This is a genomic window from Aristophania sp. ESL1142 (assembly GCF_058107345.1).
In genome coordinates this window covers 590,001-606,111 of sequence record NZ_JBYLUH010000001.1, presented here as the reverse complement: position 1 = coordinate 606,111, position 16,111 = coordinate 590,001, and the positions used below count along the sequence as shown (strand labels likewise).

Genomic DNA, 16,111 nt, shown 5'->3' with positions numbered 1-16,111 from the left:
CCTCAGTTTTTTGTCAAATGATCGGCAAATACTAAAAAGCTGCACAAGGCCTCACTCTCATCAGTGTCTGGAAGAACGAGTGGTATTATAATCACAAAACTAGAACCAACTTTTAGCCAGACCATGTTAAATCCTGTTAGCAGAACTCCATAGTCAGGCTCTAACAAAAATTTTAAATCTTTTGTTAGTTTCTAGCATATTTATAAAAATAAAACGATCTTTATCGTAAGAATCTCAAAGTTACAGTCCCATATAAACGAATTTATATAAAACAGTTCTTCAATCTTTTGATTCCCACCAATGACGTTGTTTCATTTTTTCAGCTTTACCTGAAGCTTCCAGTAACTGTTGCGTACCAGTTGCTACATTGCGTGTTGCCTCATTATTAGCCGCGACACTATCTGTCTCAGCCTGTTTTTGGCCGAGATCAGCTTTGACATAATCTTCAGAATGTTTTGCCTTGGCCAGATCCAACTGTAACCCGGCCCTTTCTTTCTCTATTTCAATTTCTCGTTTGGCATGAAGATATTCACGGGTATCTTCTATAAACGCATCTGCCTGTTTTCGCCTTGCTTCTTCACGGGCCCAGGCAGCACGTTCTGCCGATCTCCATTCTGCCCACTCCTCGGCCTGTGCCTGTTGTTGTGCTCTCTGCACTGCAACACGCTGGGAATCCTGAGCATCCTGAAGCCGACTCAATGCGTCAAGCTGATTTGGGTCTGTCTGAGCAGAAGCAAGAGGTAATACACCACCCCACAGCAAAACGCTAAAAAAGCTAACGCCCATTATCGTTTTGGACAAGGTTTTCTTAGCCATTACGTCTCACTCCTCCTTCAGCTCTCCAATATTAGTTTTTAGGACAGGCCGCATTAGGCTGTACGCGTGTCTCGTTATTTTTTGTTGTCACGAGCTGCGCCGTCCCTGGCGTATATTCACATAAACGACCCACCTGGGTACTTGTATAAGCTTCACCACCCGCCCGATCTTGATAAGTAACAGACACACCTTGGACGAGTGTTGTTCTACCTGCGACAGCACCGCCAATCATGGCACCACCTACTGCACCGCCAGCACCTGCGGCAAGACCACCACCCCAGCCACTATGCCCGACACCTGCGGCAAGGCCACTACCCAGAGCCGCCCCTAATATACCACCTGCAACACGGGCCGTATTCTGATTAGCTCTATTATCCACATTAATCCGCGCAGGAGAAACCGCAATGATCGTTACAATACGTGTCCGCTGCAGCGTGTTAACCTGTGACTGGTCATAAACATCAGGACGAGACTCTTCGCCCGGTGTCTGGCAGGCAGCCAAAGCTAGTAATGACGTCAAACCTATAACGGTCAATTGTGCTTTTTTTATCATCCCTAGGCTCCTGTCCTGATGCAACGATATCCTGAATAAAATAGTATATTGTACAATTCATATTTCCACCTTATTCAGGCAGAATTTTCTAGCAAATAAATAATTAAAAAGGCAATTATACATTCTGTCATAAACAGGAAATTTTTACATCCAATATAAAGTTGCTGAAACAGTCCTGATCAGCATAATGAACACTATGTCTCTTAAAGATCCCTCTGCTTATACGCGTGCCTCTTCCCTTCCTCACATATGGCTTCCTTATTGCCAGATGCAAACAGCCCCTTGTCCAGTTCAGGCTACCAAAACGGCGGGAAGTACAATCACGCTTGCCAATGGCCAGACCCTGATTGATGGCATTGCATCCTGGTGGACTGCCTGCCATGGCTATAATCATCCTGCACTCCAACAGGCACTGATTCACCAGGCACAAATTATGCCGCATATCATGTTTGGAGGGATAGTACATGATCCGGCCACGAAGCTGGCAGAACGGCTGGCTAAATTACTGCCAGGGGATCTGAATCACGTTTTCTTTACGGATTCTGGATCTGTCGCCATGGAAGTCGCTGCAAAAACAGCCCTTCAATATCATCTGAATATGGGGCGTCCAGAACGCTCGAAACTCCTTTCTTTCAGAGGCGGCTATCATGGGGACACACTAATGATGATGTCGATCTGTGACCCAGAAGAAGGGATGCACGCTCTTTTCAATCAATGCCTGCCACATCATTATCTGGCTGATATCCCTCAAAATTCTGACAGCCTTGGACGGCTTGAACAACTTCTGGATGAAAAAAGCCACCAGATTGCGGCCATGGTTATAGAGCCCCTTGTCCAGGGCGCGGGAGGAATGGTGTTTTACGCGCCCTCCGTGCTTAAGAAATTACATGCCCTTTGTGATCACTATGGAATCTTACTCATTCTGGATGAAGTTTTTACCGGATTTGGCCGCACCGGGACGATGTTCGCCTGCGAACAGGCTGGAATCGTCCCCGACATCGTGGCGCTCTCCAAGGCCCTAACGGGAGGCACCATGCCACTCGCAGCCACCATTGCGCGCAAACCTGTTTTTGAAGCTTTTCTTTCAGATAACCCCCTTCATGCCCTGATGCACGGCCCTACTTTTATGGCGAACCCGCTTGCCTGCGCCGTTGCCAATGCGTCATTGGATCTGTTTGAACAGGAACCCCGCCTAGAACAGGTAAAGAAGATCAGCACCCAGCTTGAGCAGGAACTTGCTCCCTGCCGCACATTGCCCAACGTCAAAGACGTGCGTGTCATGGGCGCTATTGGTGTCGTAGAATTACGGGCACTGCGTGATGCCGCAGCTCTTAACAGAGCTTTTCTTGAAAAAAATGTCTGGATCCGCCCCTTCAGGAACATTGTCTATCTGACGCCTGCCTTCACGATTACACCCACAGAACTGAGAACCCTGACTTCTGCAATTTACGATGTCCTGAAAGAACAATATTCATGACATCTCCGCTGCAACACAGCCTCAAACAAGCCCTTAGACAACGGGAGATAGAAAATCTTTTAAGAATCCCCGTACCCATAGAACGCAAAGGGAATGCTATTCTCTGCGAAGGAAAATGGCTTGTTGATGTAGCTTCCAATGATTATTTAGGCCTCTCACAGCATCCTTTCCTGAGACGAAGAGCTGCTGAATGGGCAGACCTCCATGGCACAGGAAGCTGCGCCTCACGACTTGTGAACGGCACACTGACACTCCATCAGGCTCTGGAAGAAAAACTGGCGCTTTTTAAACAGTGCGAAGCCGCCATATTATTTGCCACAGGCTGGCAGGCAAATGCGTCTCTTATCCCTGCCCTGAATTTTCTTTCCCGACAGAACACTCATCACGACGCAGTTTTTTTCACTGACCGCCTCAACCATGCCAGCCTTCATATGGGATGTGCGGCTGCAGGGGTTAAACAATATCGTTTCCGTCATAATGACCTCAATCATCTTGAGACAATCCTAACCCAGAACGCTTCACAGCCAGGGTTGAAATTCATTATGACGGAGAGCGTCTTCTCAATGGATGGTGACCGAGCTGATATTCCGGCCCTTCGCATTCTGGCAGATCGCTTCCACGCTGCCCTTTATATAGATGAGGCACATGCAACAGGCGTGCTTGGACAGAATGGAAGGGGATTAGGCAACGGTCTAGCTGATATTACCATGAGCACTGCCAGTAAAGCCCTAGGGGGTATGGGAGCTTTTATTACCGGCTCAAAAGCACTTTGCGATTTTATAGCCAATTTTGCATCAGGTTTTATTTACAGCACAGCCCTGCCTCCTTCCATATTAGGGGCACTGGACGCAGCTCTTGACCTGATGCCGTCTCTTGATTCTGACCGCTTCGAACTTGAAGAAAAATCTTCTCTTTTCCGAGAGGCTATGAATAAAATCGGCCTCCAGACAGCTCCTTCGACAACACAGATTATTCCCATTATGATTGGCGATTCCTCAAAAGCTCTGGCTCTCGCTCATTATCTGCGCACGCAGGGATTTTTCTGCACAGCCATCCGCCCTCCGACGGTGCCGCCTCATACAGCCCGCCTGCGACTGGCATTTCATAGCACTCTTTCAAGAGATGACCTGTCCCGCCTGATCTCTGTTCTCTCTCAAACTGTAGAAATGGCTTAATCATGGCTTCCTTGGCGCTTTATTTTATCCATGGCTGGGGGTACGATCGTTCTTTCTGGAACGCACTCCATGAAAACCTTTCTGATATTCCCTGTTATTTTTATGAGGCCGGTTATTTTGGGGATAAGCCCGACAGGATGCCACCCGCTCTTCCTTATCTGGCTATTGGCCATTCAGCAGGAGTGATGACGGCTCTTTACCAGAATGATCCATCTTGTAGAGGGTTAATTGCTTTTAACGGATTTCCCCGTTTTTCATTCGCTCCCACCTTCCCTCAGGGCGTTCCTGACCGAATTCTTCAGAGAATGAGTCTACGACTGGAACAGGCTCCCCAGACAACACTTAACCAGTTTCGCGCTCTCTGCGGGGACAATACTCCAGCACCCTCCTCCCTGCCTGAAAAATCATACCTTCAGGCAGGACTGGCATTTCTACGCGATAAAGATACCCGCACCCAGCTCTCCCAATGGGAAAAACCCCTTATCAATATTATCGGCTCACAAGACCCTCTTTCCCCTGCCCGTGCGGGGCTGACACGCCCTCATAACCCACTTTTATGGAAAAGCTGTTGCTGGGAAGGAGGCCACCTTCTACCCATAACGCATAAGGCTGCCTCTCTTCAGATCATTCGTGAAACACTTAAAATAGGCTTCTCCTTTTCATGAGTTTTTCACGAACCAAGGAAATCGCCCGTCACTTTGACAAGGCTGTCGACTACGATTCAGCCTCTGTGATACAGAAAGAAACAGCGCAAAAACTGGCTGATCTCCTTAGCCAGAACGTCAAAACATCTCCTACAACCATTTTGGAAATAGGATGTGGGACAGGCCACCTGACCGAAAAACTGCTCACCCTTTACCCCACCTCGACACATATTATTACAGATATTTCCCCAGAGATGCTCAAACGCGCGGAGCAGAAAATAAAACAGGGAGGGTTTTCTGAAACAAACATTCTCTTCCACCAGATGGATGGCGAGACATTAAAGCCACCACCTCCTTTTCATGAAGTTTCACTCATTATCTCCAATCTCTGTATCCAGTGGTTTCCAGACATATCCCCTGCCTTAAAGCTTTTTGCAGAATATCTGGCACCAGAAGGCACAATTTGTCTTACAACCCTGGCCTATGGCAGTTTTCATGAATGGCGGATAATCTGCAAAAATGCCTTAATTTCCTGCGGGATTCCTGATTATCCTGAACTTTCAAGTCTACAGGCAGACTGGCCTCTAGGAGGGCATGGAGAATGGTTTATCGAGGCTATGAAAGAAAAAGTGCTTTCCTCGCATGATTTTCTGCGAAATCTGAAAAAAATTGGAGCTTCTTTACCTCGATTAGGCCATAATCCTCCAAGCGCCCCAGCATTAAGAAAAGCCATGACCCTGTTTGACAAGACCTATGACGAGATTACCTATCAGGTCGCTTTCGGCATGTTTCACAAGGATTGAAGATGCGTAAGATCAAGGGTGTTTTTATAACAGGCACAGATACTGGTGTGGGAAAGACCATGGTCAGTGCCGTCCTGACGGCAGCATGGGGAGCCTATTACTGGAAACCATTCCAGACAGGATTATCTGATGAAATCGGGGATACCGAAACCGTCCAGAAACTTGCGCAACTTACGCCGCAACGGATCATCCCCCCTTATTGTACACTCCAGGCGCCCCTTTCACCCCTTATGGCAGCGCAGAAAGAAAACCGCACCCTTGATATCGAGTCCCTGTCCATCCCGGACTGTAATGACCACCCTTTGATTATAGAAGGTGCAGGAGGGCTTATGGTCCCGGTCACCTCTGAGCATCTGATGATAGATTTTATCGGCAGGATGGGGTTGCCTGTCATTCTTGTAACGCGGCCTGGTCTCGGAACAGTAAACCACACACTTCTCAGTCTTGAAGCCTTATCACGACGTTGTGTCCCTGTCCTCGGCTTTATTTTTAATGGTGGGGAAAACCCCGATAATCGTTCCCTTATCGAAAGATATAGCGGTGCGAACTATCTGTTTCATCTGCCTTTTTGTGAAGACTTGTCTGCTGAGAGTATCGCAATGATGGCACAAATTATTCCCCCACTTCACAGACTGGGTATAGAAGACTCGGTTACATTTCGCTAATATCTCCAGAAAAATTTCAGGCTTTTCGGCTTTTTTATCCTTTCTCTAGATTATGGTATCATTTCTTCCATAAGAGAGAGTGAGCTGATTTATTGAGATAACTGAGGATTCAGGCTCTTATGAAGTTATTCAGACGCGATCTTATAAAAACCAGCCTCGGGGCCGGAGCAGGATTCACAGCTCTAGGTGCTGGTATGTCCAGAGCGCGGGCAGCTACATCTCCTTCTCATGAGTCTCATAGTTTTGATGAAAACACCGTCAGGGCCTTAGCCAGATCTCTTTCCCATAAAGATTATGTCGCCCCTTCTCATAATCTGCCCGACATGCTTTCCAATATGGGGTTCGATCAGTTTACGTCCATTCAATATATCTCTGACAAAGCGCTTTGGCATACTGACAAACTCGCTTTTGACGTGGAGTTTTTTCCACGTGGTTATCTCTATAAACCACGTGTGCATATGTTCGAGGTTGTCAATGGTGAAGCGACTGAAATCGCCTATGACGCAAATCTCTATAATTACGGCGATCCCTCTCTGAAAATATCAGGCGATATAGGCTTTTCAGGTCTTCGGATCCGCTATGCCATAAACACGCCCGGCGTCATGGAAGAATGTGCCGTCTTTTTAGGGGCCTCCTATTTCCGTTCCTTCGCCAAAGGCCAGATTTATGGGCTTTCTGCGCGTGGCTTTGCAAAAGATACCGGGACCCTTAAAGGAGAGGAATTCCCCTTCTTCAAGGCTTTCTGGCTTGAAAAACCGTTGCCCGACTCCCAATCCCTTGTAGTCCATGCCCTGATGGACAGCCCCTCCCTGACAGGTGCTTTCCGCTTTACAATCCGCCCTGGTGAGACGACTTTATTTGACGTGCAATCTACGTTCTTCCCCCGTCGTGATATCGCAAATGGAGGAATCGCCCCATTAACAGGCATGTTCTATTTCGACACCAATAATCATAGCCATGTTAATGACTGGCGCCCTGCGGCACATGATAGTGAGGCCTTACAGATCTGGACAGGTGCCAAACAACAGCTTTACCGCCCACTAGATAATCCGACGGACCTACAGATCTCTGCTTTTACCGATACAGGTACCTATGGTTACGGTCTTATGCAAAGGGAAAGGGATTTTCATGACTATGAAGATCTGGCCCTCCATTACGAAAAACGGCCCTCCCTATGGATTGAACCTGTAGGAAACTGGGGCGAAGGGGCAATTGAACTCGTAGAGATTCCTACACCAAGTGAAGTAAATGACAATATCGTCTCCTTCTGGCGCCCAAAAGATCCTTTACTAAAAGGACATGTCTATAATTATACATACCGCATGTATTGGGGATGGGATACGCCTTGGCCGACCCATTTAGCCCGTGTCGCAGCAACCCGCGTAGGGGGAGTGGTCGATCATCCAGAAGCACATTTCTTCGTCATTGATTTTACCGGAGAGCCATTCCTGACCCTCCCTAAAGACACGAATTTTCATCTTATTGCCGGGGCAAGACCAGGAACAATACGTAATATTGTCATTGAGCCGAACCCTTATATCCAGGGCATTAGAACGACATTTGAGTTCATTCCGGGTGATGAGAAACTGTGCGAATTACGCGCACAACTTGCCACAGATCAAGGGCCTATTTCAGAAACCTGGCTCTATCGTTGGACATCATGAACGACTTATCTTCCTCTCTTCCAAGTGCTTTTCTACCACCAGAAGCACCTCTGGCCATGCCAATACAAAATCTACGCCAAAAGCCTGACCGGCATGGTCGGCCGTTTTGGCGTTTACCAACCACACCTGCGTGGCTTTGGCTGCACCGCCTTGGTGTTTTTGGCGGCTCTCTTTTACTGACGGCCTACAGCGTTGAGAAAATCAATAAAGTCTTCAACTCATTCGGCTATTCCATACTTGGCATCGTGATTCTTGTGCTTTTTGCCATTCTGAGTTTCTGGATCAGCCTCTCTTTTATTTCTGCGCTAGGTGGTTTTGTCTCTCTCTTACGTCACGGCGGATTGGGCTTAGGGATTACACGTGACGGCCCTCTCCCTCAACTAAGGGAGCGCACTGCCATTCTGATGCCAACCTATAATGAGCCTCCAGAGCGTGTCATCACCAATATCCGCGCTATACTCAGAAGTCTGCAGGAAGCAGGGCGCACTGAATCATTTGATGTTTTCATCCTCTCCGACACGACTGATCCTGATATCTGGCTTCAGGAAGAACAAACTTTCATCGAATTACAGAAACAGCCTTATGCCCAAGGCCATGTTTTCTATCGCCGTCGTTTCCAGAACACTGATCGTAAAGCTGGCAATATAGGGGACTGGGTCACCCATTTTGGGGGAAATTACCCCCATATGCTGGTGCTGGATGCTGACAGTGTGATGGACGGTGCCTTGATCGTACGCCTTACGGCTGCAATGGAGACACATCCCGGCATCGGCCTTATTCAGAGCCTGCCCACCATCGTAGGAGGGCACACACTCTTTGCCCGTATGCAACAATTTGCCGGGCGTATTTACGGCCCCCTCATCGCGCACGGCATTGCCTGGTGGCATGGCTCCGAAGGGAATTTCTGGGGCCATAATGCCGTCATCCGCACACAGGCTTTTGCCGAGCAAGCGGGCCTTCCCCATTTAAAGGGAAAACCTCCATTTGGCGGACATATTTTAAGCCATGACTTTATTGAGGCGGCCCTTATGCGCCGCGGAGGATGGGCCATTCACATGGTACCCGGTCTTTTCGGCTCTTATGAGGAAAGCCCTCCCTCCCTCACTGATATTGCCATACGAGACAGACGCTGGTGTCAGGGAAATCTTCAACATAGCCGCATCCTCTTCGCCAAGGGGCTCCATTGGATCAGCCGTTCACATATGCTAGTTGGGATGGGGGCCTATGTTATGTCACCTCTATGGCTTTTATTCCTGCTCTGCGGGATTCTGATCTCACTTCAGGCGCATTTTTATCACCCTGAATATTTCAGCACAGAGCGCTCTCTGTATCCTCATTGGCCTCACGTAGACCCCATTCAGGCACGAAACGTCTTCATCGGGACCATGATTATTCTCCTGGCACCCAAATTTCTGGCCTTGATTGCAACCTGTCTGGACTCCATTACAGCTCATCGCGCAGGAGGACGGCTACGCTTGACGCTATCAGTCGTAATAGAAACTCTTATTGGCGGCCTTATCGCACCCATCGCCATGCTGATACAGACCTCAGCCATTCTTTCCATTCTTCTCGGACGCGATTCAGGTTGGAAAACCCAAAATAGAATAGAAGGCCGGGTCTCCCTTAAAGAGGTCACTCATGGTTATTGGTTCTATAGTGCGGTTGGAATTGCCCTCAGTGTGGCAGCCTGGTCGGTCTCACTCCCGCTTTTCCTATGGATGCTTCCCGTACTGATCGGACTTGTTCTAGCAATCCCTCTCGTTGCCTTGACCGCAAGCAAATCGGTAGGAGAAACAGCCAGAAAGTACAAACTGCTTCTTATCCCTGAGGAAAGCACCCCTCCTGAAGTACTGAAATTAGTCCAACAGGAATTGCCACCTTTGACAGATGAGAGCTCTTCTGAGGCTTTTCAGTCCTTGCATAATGACCCTGTATTAAGAGAGGCGCATCTCCATACCCTCCCCCCCCCTCGCAAACCGGGCGAACCCATTAACGTACCTCTTCTGACGGGCATGATTAAGCTGAAAGAAAGCCCTACCCTCAAAAACGCACTGGATATTCTCTCACGCCAAGAAAAAGCTGCTGTACTCAGCTGCCCTGAGGCCCTTGCTTTATTAAAAGAAAAACCAATATCCTAAACAAAAATACAATAAAGCAGAAATTAAGGATATTTATTATAATATGTATTTTAATAACATTATATAATTACAATTTTATAAAATAATATATCTTTATTAAGGATCGTGGAATTACTATAATCAGATATTATTTCTACTTAAAAGGTATATATCACTATGAAAACCATCGGATATGCCGCAACATCATGCGACTCTCCTCTGAAAGCTTTTACATTTGAGCGACGTTCCCCCCGGAGAAATGATGTCGTTATAGAAATTCTCTATTGTGGAGTCTGTCATTCAGACCTGCATCAGGTCCGTAATGACTGGCATGGGACTGTCTATCCTATTGTCCCAGGCCATGAAATCATCGGGCGTGTTATTGATACCGGGACTGATGTTAAAAAATTCAAGAAAGGTGATCTCGCTGCAATTGGCTGTATGGTTGATTCTTGCCAGCATTGTGATCAATGTGAAAAAGGCAATGAGCCTTATTGTCGTGAAGGCAACACACAGACTTATAACAGCCCAGACAGGATCGACGGACAGAACACCTATGGCGGCTATTCGAAGCATATCATTGCACGGGAAGAATTTGTCCTGCACGTCCCTGAGACATTAGACCTTTCTCGTGCTGCTCCCTTGCTCTGTGCTGGAATCACGACCTATTCCCCCCTTCGGCAATGGGACGTTGGTCCGGGCAAAAGAGTCGGTGTGATTGGTCTGGGGGGCCTAGGCCATATGGCTGTCAAACTGGCTGCTGGCATGGGAGCCGAAGTTACGGTCATCAGCCGTTCAGACCGGAAAAAATCAGATGCCCTGAAACTTGGTGCGCATCATTATCTCGTCTCTTCTGACAAAGCAGCCATGGAACAGGCCTCCAGTCATTTTGACGTCATTATTGATACTGTCCCCTATCAGCATGACCTTGACCCTTATATGCCACTGCTTGATATTGATGGCACACTCGTAATCGTCGGGCAGATCGGACCACTATCAGAAACATCTTCCGTGCCTATGGTCATGGGAAGACGACGCATCGCTGGTTCTCTTATTGGCGGAATCGCTGAAACACAGGAAATGCTCAATTTATGTGCAGAAAAGAATATTCTGCCTGAATGTGAAATGATCCGCATTGACGAGATCAATGAAGCATTTGAACGTCTTGAACGAGGTGATGTCCACTATCGCTTTGTTATTGATATGGCCTCCCTCACGGAAAAATAACTTTTCATGCGGTTTGAACGCAGGAGCTATTTATTCTCTTTAAAAAATGGTTCTTGCATTAAATCATTTACAACAAATTGAGCGCATTACTAGAATAGTTCTGGAAATATATGGAGTCTCATATGTCAGTTAATGTATTATATTCCACGGCTGCTCGCGCTACTGGCGGACGTGATGGCCACGCTGAAACACTGGATGGGAAGTTCAAGGTTGATCTTGGTACACCGAGGGAACTGGGCGGCAATGATCAAGGCAATAACCCCGAGCAGCTTTTCGCCGCTGGCTATGCAGCCTGCTTCCTGGGCGCTATGAAATTCGTAGCACATCATGAAAAGATCTCTCTCCCCTCTGAGGCTACAGTTGAAGTCAGCGTAGGTATTGGTCCACGTTCTGATGAGGGTTTTGGTCTCGAAGTTGATATCAGGGCCTCACTCCCAGGCATGGCAGAAGAACAGGCGAAAGACTTACTCAAGAAGACAGAACATGTTTGCCCTTACGCTAATGCAACCAGAAACAATATAAAAACAACAATTGAATTAAGTTAAATCGAAATTAAATTTTCTTTTTACAAAAGCCAGTTTCATCTTAAGTGAACTGGCTTTTATTATGCTTTTTTTTATTTTTACTATTAGGCATCAATTTTTCAGTCATTCACAGATTATTGTAATGACCAAACTTCTATAATGGCCTTATACTCTCCTACGTGTTCTAACCTTATAGCCGGCCCCCTGCTTTTCAGCACCGAAGGTCCGGTAACATGAGAGAATTTCTATGAAAGCTGCCGTTGCAACGAAAGACCATAAAGTCGCTATCGTTGATAAAACACTCCGCCCCCTTCGTCATGGTGAAGCACTCCTCGATATGGAATGTTGCGGCGTGTGCCATACGGATCTTCATGTCAAAAATGCAGATTATGGTGACAAGACCGGTGTGATTCTTGGTCATGAAGGGATTGGCATTGTCAAGGAAGTCGGTCCTGGCGTTACCTCTCTGAAAGTTGGCGACAGGGCTAGCGTTGCCTGGTTCTTCTCTGGCTGTGGACATTGTGAATATTGTGTATCAGGCAATGAAACACTATGCCGTAGTGTGGAAAATGCTGGCTATACCGTTGATGGCGGCATGGCTGAACAGTGCATCGTTCTTGCCGATTATGCTGTAAAAGTCCCTGAAGGCCTTGGCTCAGCAGAAGCAAGCAGCATCACATGTGCAGGCGTCACCACTTATAAAGGCGTTAAAATGTCTGGTGTCAAGCCAGGACAGTGGTTTGTCGTCTTCGGTGCTGGTGGTCTGGGAAACCTTGCCATGCAATATGCCAAGAACGTCTTTAACGCCAAAGTCATTGTTGTCGACGTTGTAGATGGTCAGCTTGAACTTGCCAAATCCATGGGTGCTGATTACGTCATCAACTCCAAAAAAGAAGATGCAGCTAAAGTCATTCAAGAGAAATTTGGCGGTGCCCATGCTGCGATCGTGACTGCCGTCGCGAAAGTTGCCTTTGACGCTGCTGTTGAATCTGTCCGCGCTGGTGGATGTGTCGTGGCTATTGGCCTGCCTAATGACGCAATGAGCCTGCGCATTCCTCGTCTCGTGTTTGACGGCATTAAACTGGTCGGCTCTTTGGTTGGTACGCGTGAAGACCTGGTTGAGGCCTTCAAGTTCGGCGCAGAAGGAAAAGTCGTTCCTAAAGTGACCATGCGTCCTCTCGAAGATATCAATGATATTTTCGAAGAAATGGAACAGGGTAAAATCCGTGGCCGTATGGTCATCGATTTTGGACCTAAAGCGGCTTAATTATCCGTCTAGAGACATTTTTATAAAGGCTCCTGCTTTCACGGGGGCCTTTATAATTCAGGGTGAATGGAGCTAAAGCATATGATGACTTCTAAACATCTCATAGTTAGCATCATATTAAGCACAAGCCTTCTTTCAGGGACGGCCTTGGCGGATACAATGCCTCCTGCCGTTGCTATGACGCATATCCGCATCATAGATGGAACAGGAAAGGCTCCACTCGAAAACGCAACGCTTTTATTTCAGAATGATAAAATCATCGCTCTTGGTAAAAATATAAAATTACCATCTCATGTAAAGATTATAAACCGGTCCGGCGATACCGTCCTGCCAGGACTCGTCTCTGACCATTCTCATATAGGCCTCATCAAAGACACAGAGAGTGGGCCACAATTTTATACAAGAAGTAATATTGAGCAAACACTGACGCAATATAGACGTTATGGAATTACAACAGTAAATGCCCTTGGTCTAAACAACCCCGAAATATTCAATCCTTTGCGGCAAGAAGCCCATGAAGGCAAACTGCCAATTGATCTTTATGGTGTTGATAAGGGCATTGGCGTCCCTGATGGCGCACCACCACTGAAAATCGGTCCCAACCAGATTATACGCCCAGCTACACCAGAAGAAGCCCGCAAAGCCGTTGATGAAATGGCATCTGAAGGAACAGATTTGGTCAAAATCTGGGTAGATACATTCTATGGCTCACTACCTCGTAAAATGTCTCCAGACATCATAAAAGCCGTTATTGATCAGGCTCACAAAGACCACCTTCGTGTCGCAGCTCATATTCATGATCTGGCCGATGCTGAAGAAGTCATTAATGATGGAGTAGATATTATTGCCCATGGAGTCAGAGATAAAATAATTCCTGGCGATGTTATTCAGAAAATGAAAACGCACCAGATATGGTATATTCCAACATTGGAACTTGATGAATCCACGACAGCCTGGGCTGAAAAACAACCCTGGACGAGAGAAGCTTTTTATAAGGTGTGGTTAGGGACTTCTTTTGTTAAACAGATCAATGACCCTGCTTGGGCGGAAGAGCACACCCATAGTAAGGATGCACAGAATGCTCGTGAATCGCTTGCTATCAATATAAAAAATCTACAACTTCTTTATCAAGCGCACGTACGAATTGGCTTTGGCACGGATAGTGGTGCATTTCCGAGCAGGGTTCCTGGAGTTGCGGAGCAACGGGAACTTGCACTTTACAAAGAGGCGGGCCTCCCTGCACTTGCGGCAATTCATATAGCGACAGAGAATGCGGCTCATCTGTTAAACTTACAGGATAGAGGCGTCCTGTCTCCCGGCAAGAAGGCTGATCTTCTAGTAGTGAGAGGCAATCCTGTCAGCGATTTTGGAAGTTTAAACAAGATAGTTGAAGTCTGGCACAGTGGAACAAGCACTCCAGGACCTATCACTGTTCCCTGATTAGTCGTTTTTCCTCCAAATAAGCGCGGACCGTCATATTATATTGGTAATGAGAGGGAGCAGCATTGATCCTTGATGCTGGATATGGGTTCCAATCCCTTTAACAGGGGCTCTTGTAACAAGCAGAACTGTATTTTTCTAGAAAGAGTGTATCCTGCTTTTTAGCTTTTTATGGGGCTCTTATATCACCAATGAGGCATATTGATTGAATGTGCTGCCCTCATAGTGAGATGAGGCTAAGCATCTTTGGGTATTATTTTTAGTGTATGGGAGTATGTATTTGGAAGCGGGGGCAGGATTTGAACCTGCGGCCTTCAGGTTATGAGCCTGACGAGCTACCGGGCTGCTCCACCCCGCATTGGTGGGGTATATATGAGGGTGAGCGAGGGGACCTGGCGGCGACCGACTTTTCCGCACCTTAAGGTGCAGTATCATAGGCGCTAGGGTGTTTTACGGCCGAGTTCGGGATGGGATCGGGTTTAATCCCCCTGCCATAGCCACCAGGTCTTCCCGCTCACCCTTAAGGTAAAGAGTGAGGGGGTTAGTGCTTATTGAGAAGTATTTCTTTTTAGTTATTTTGTGAGTAGGAGATGACTGTGCATGTGTTGATGTGTGAGAGATATGAGCGATTAGTATCAGTTAGCTAAGTGAGTTACCTCACTTACACACCTGACCTATCAACGTCCTGGTCTTGAACGGCTCTATGAGACCTAGTTTTGAGGCTGGTTTCCCGCTTAGATGCTTTCAGCGGTTATCCATTCCGAACTTAGCTACCCGGCTATGCCACTGGCGTGACAACCGGTGCACCAGAGGTTCGTTCATCCCGGTCCTCTCGTACTAGGGACAAATCCTCTCAAGTCTCTTACACCCACGGCAGATAGGGACCGAACTGTCTCACGACGTTCTAAACCCAGCTCACGTACCACTTTAATCGGCGAACAGCCGAACCCTTGGGACCTGCTCCAGCCCCAGGATGTGATGAGCCGACATCGAGGTGCCAAACCTCCCCGTCGATGTGGACTCTTGGGGGAGATCAGCCTGTTATCCCTAGAGTACCTTTTATCCGTTGAGCGATGGCCCGTCCACGTGGAACCACCGGATCACTATGGCCGACTTTCGTCTCTGCTCGAGCTGTCACTCTCGCAGTCAGGCGGGCTTATGCCATTGCACTCGACAGTCGGTTTCCGACCGACCTGAGCCCACCATCGCGCGCCTCCGTTATCCTTTAGGAGGCGACCGCCCCAGTCAAACTGCCTGCCATGCAGGGTCCCGGACCCAGCTTATGGGCCGCGGTTAGACATCAGAAAAAGTCAGGGTGGTATTTCAAGGACGGCTCCACAGTGACTGGCGCCACTGCTTCAATGCCTCCCACCTATCCTACACAGAATTTTCCTGATGCCACTGCAAAGCTGCAGTAAAGGTTCATAGGGTCTTTCCGTCTGACCGCGGGTACCCCGCATCTTCACGGGGAGTTCAATTTCGCTGAGCCGATGCTGGAGACAGCGGGGAAGTCGTTACGCCATTCGTGCAGGTCGGAACTTACCCGACAAGGAATTTCGCTACCTTAGGACCGTTATAGTTACGGCCGCCGTTTACCGGGGCTTCAATTCAATGCTCTCACATCTCCTCTTAACCTTCCGGCACCGGGCAGGCGTCAGGCCCTATACGTCATCTTTCGATTTCGCAGAGCCCTGTGTTTTTACTAAACAGTCGCTACCCCCTGGTCTGTGCCACCCATA

Annotated in this window: 13 protein-coding genes, 1 tRNA gene and 2 rRNA genes (1 of these 16 running past the window's edge); 11 read left to right on the top strand and 5 right to left on the bottom strand. The window is 47.7% G+C overall.

Going from position 1 to position 16,111, the window contains the following annotated elements; all coding sequences use genetic code 11:
• Positions 1-279: 279 nt before the first annotated feature.
• Entirely contained in the window at positions 280-816 is a 537-nt protein-coding gene (locus tag AC3B6P_RS02745) for a DUF5384 family protein (RefSeq protein ID WP_489804614.1), read from the bottom strand.
• A gap of 31 nt (positions 817-847) precedes the next feature.
• Complete coding sequence (locus AC3B6P_RS02740; RefSeq protein ID WP_489804613.1) at positions 848-1,369, bottom strand: hypothetical protein; 522 nt, start codon at positions 1,367-1,369, stop codon at positions 848-850.
• 196 nt (positions 1,370-1,565) lie between these two features.
• Here AC3B6P_RS02740 and AC3B6P_RS02735 point away from each other — a divergent pair, with 196 nt between their 5' ends.
• From AC3B6P_RS02735 to AC3B6P_RS02685, 11 genes are all read left to right on the top strand, one after another.
• Positions 1,566-2,846: an adenosylmethionine--8-amino-7-oxononanoate transaminase gene (locus AC3B6P_RS02735; RefSeq protein WP_489804612.1), complete on the top strand. Its 1,281-nt coding sequence runs from the start codon at positions 1,566-1,568 to the stop codon at positions 2,844-2,846.
• Positions 2,843-4,021, top strand: a complete 1,179-nt coding sequence (locus AC3B6P_RS02730; RefSeq protein ID WP_489804611.1) for an aminotransferase class I/II-fold pyridoxal phosphate-dependent enzyme — start codon at positions 2,843-2,845, stop codon at positions 4,019-4,021. Before AC3B6P_RS02735 ends, AC3B6P_RS02730 begins: the two co-directional genes overlap by 4 nt.
• A 2-nt stretch (positions 4,022-4,023) precedes the next feature.
• Positions 4,024-4,686: an alpha/beta hydrolase family protein gene (locus AC3B6P_RS02725; protein ID WP_489804610.1), complete on the top strand. Its 663-nt coding sequence runs from the start codon at positions 4,024-4,026 to the stop codon at positions 4,684-4,686.
• A complete protein-coding gene (locus AC3B6P_RS02720) occupies positions 4,683-5,468 on the top strand; it encodes a methyltransferase domain-containing protein (RefSeq protein WP_489804609.1) in 786 nt (261 codons plus the stop codon). Before AC3B6P_RS02725 ends, AC3B6P_RS02720 begins: the two co-directional genes overlap by 4 nt.
• 2 nt (positions 5,469-5,470) lie before the next feature.
• Positions 5,471-6,133 (top strand): dethiobiotin synthase, encoded by a 663-nt coding sequence (gene bioD, locus AC3B6P_RS02715; RefSeq protein ID WP_489804608.1) that lies wholly within the window; start codon positions 5,471-5,473, stop codon positions 6,131-6,133.
• A gap of 119 nt (positions 6,134-6,252) precedes the next feature.
• Positions 6,253-7,797, top strand: a complete 1,545-nt coding sequence (locus AC3B6P_RS02710; RefSeq protein ID WP_489804607.1) for an OpgD/OpgG family glucan biosynthesis protein — start codon at positions 6,253-6,255, stop codon at positions 7,795-7,797.
• Entirely contained in the window at positions 7,794-9,935 is a 2,142-nt protein-coding gene (mdoH, locus tag AC3B6P_RS02705) for a glucans biosynthesis glucosyltransferase MdoH (protein WP_489804606.1), read from the top strand. The genes AC3B6P_RS02710 and mdoH overlap by 4 nt, the downstream gene beginning before the upstream one ends.
• A gap of 156 nt (positions 9,936-10,091) precedes the next feature.
• Entirely contained in the window at positions 10,092-11,141 is a 1,050-nt protein-coding gene (locus tag AC3B6P_RS02700; protein ID WP_489804605.1) for an NAD(P)-dependent alcohol dehydrogenase, read from the top strand.
• Between the two features lie 122 nt (positions 11,142-11,263).
• On the top strand, positions 11,264-11,686 hold the full coding sequence (locus AC3B6P_RS02695; protein ID WP_489804604.1) for an organic hydroperoxide resistance protein: 423 nt from the start codon (positions 11,264-11,266) through the stop codon (positions 11,684-11,686).
• A 226-nt stretch (positions 11,687-11,912) separates the two neighbouring features.
• Positions 11,913-12,932, top strand: a complete 1,020-nt coding sequence (gene adhP, locus AC3B6P_RS02690; protein ID WP_489804603.1) for an alcohol dehydrogenase AdhP — start codon at positions 11,913-11,915, stop codon at positions 12,930-12,932.
• A gap of 81 nt (positions 12,933-13,013) precedes the next feature.
• The gene (locus AC3B6P_RS02685) at positions 13,014-14,372 is read left to right on the top strand and encodes an amidohydrolase family protein (RefSeq protein ID WP_489804602.1); all 1,359 of its coding nucleotides are present in this window, start codon (positions 13,014-13,016) and stop codon (positions 14,370-14,372) included.
• A gap of 281 nt (positions 14,373-14,653) precedes the next feature.
• Here AC3B6P_RS02685 and AC3B6P_RS02680 read toward each other — a convergent pair.
• From AC3B6P_RS02680 to AC3B6P_RS02670, 3 genes are all read right to left on the bottom strand, one after another.
• Positions 14,654-14,730, bottom strand: a tRNA-Met gene (locus AC3B6P_RS02680).
• Between the two features lie 32 nt (positions 14,731-14,762).
• Positions 14,763-14,877: ribosomal RNA gene (gene rrf / locus AC3B6P_RS02675) — 5S ribosomal RNA — on the bottom strand.
• 103 nt (positions 14,878-14,980) lie between these two features.
• A 23S ribosomal RNA gene (locus tag AC3B6P_RS02670) occupies positions 14,981-16,111 on the bottom strand; it runs 1,609 nt beyond the window's last position.

Coding starts and splice junctions, on each gene's coding strand:
- AC3B6P_RS02745 (WP_489804614.1), bottom strand. CDS start 816: ATGGCTAAGAAAACCTTGTCCAAAACGATAATGGGCGTTAGCTTTTTT.
- AC3B6P_RS02740 (WP_489804613.1), bottom strand. CDS start 1,369: ATGATAAAAAAAGCACAATTGACCGTTATAGGTTTGACGTCATTACTA.
- AC3B6P_RS02735 (WP_489804612.1), top strand. CDS start 1,566: ATGTCTCTTAAAGATCCCTCTGCTTATACGCGTGCCTCTTCCCTTCCT.
- AC3B6P_RS02730 (WP_489804611.1), top strand. CDS start 2,843: ATGACATCTCCGCTGCAACACAGCCTCAAACAAGCCCTTAGACAACGG.
- AC3B6P_RS02725 (WP_489804610.1), top strand. CDS start 4,024: ATGGCTTCCTTGGCGCTTTATTTTATCCATGGCTGGGGGTACGATCGT.
- AC3B6P_RS02720 (WP_489804609.1), top strand. CDS start 4,683: ATGAGTTTTTCACGAACCAAGGAAATCGCCCGTCACTTTGACAAGGCT.
- bioD (WP_489804608.1), top strand. CDS start 5,471: ATGCGTAAGATCAAGGGTGTTTTTATAACAGGCACAGATACTGGTGTG.
- AC3B6P_RS02710 (WP_489804607.1), top strand. CDS start 6,253: ATGAAGTTATTCAGACGCGATCTTATAAAAACCAGCCTCGGGGCCGGA.
- mdoH (WP_489804606.1), top strand. CDS start 7,794: ATGAACGACTTATCTTCCTCTCTTCCAAGTGCTTTTCTACCACCAGAA.
- AC3B6P_RS02700 (WP_489804605.1), top strand. CDS start 10,092: ATGAAAACCATCGGATATGCCGCAACATCATGCGACTCTCCTCTGAAA.
- AC3B6P_RS02695 (WP_489804604.1), top strand. CDS start 11,264: ATGTCAGTTAATGTATTATATTCCACGGCTGCTCGCGCTACTGGCGGA.
- adhP (WP_489804603.1), top strand. CDS start 11,913: ATGAAAGCTGCCGTTGCAACGAAAGACCATAAAGTCGCTATCGTTGAT.
- AC3B6P_RS02685 (WP_489804602.1), top strand. CDS start 13,014: ATGATGACTTCTAAACATCTCATAGTTAGCATCATATTAAGCACAAGC.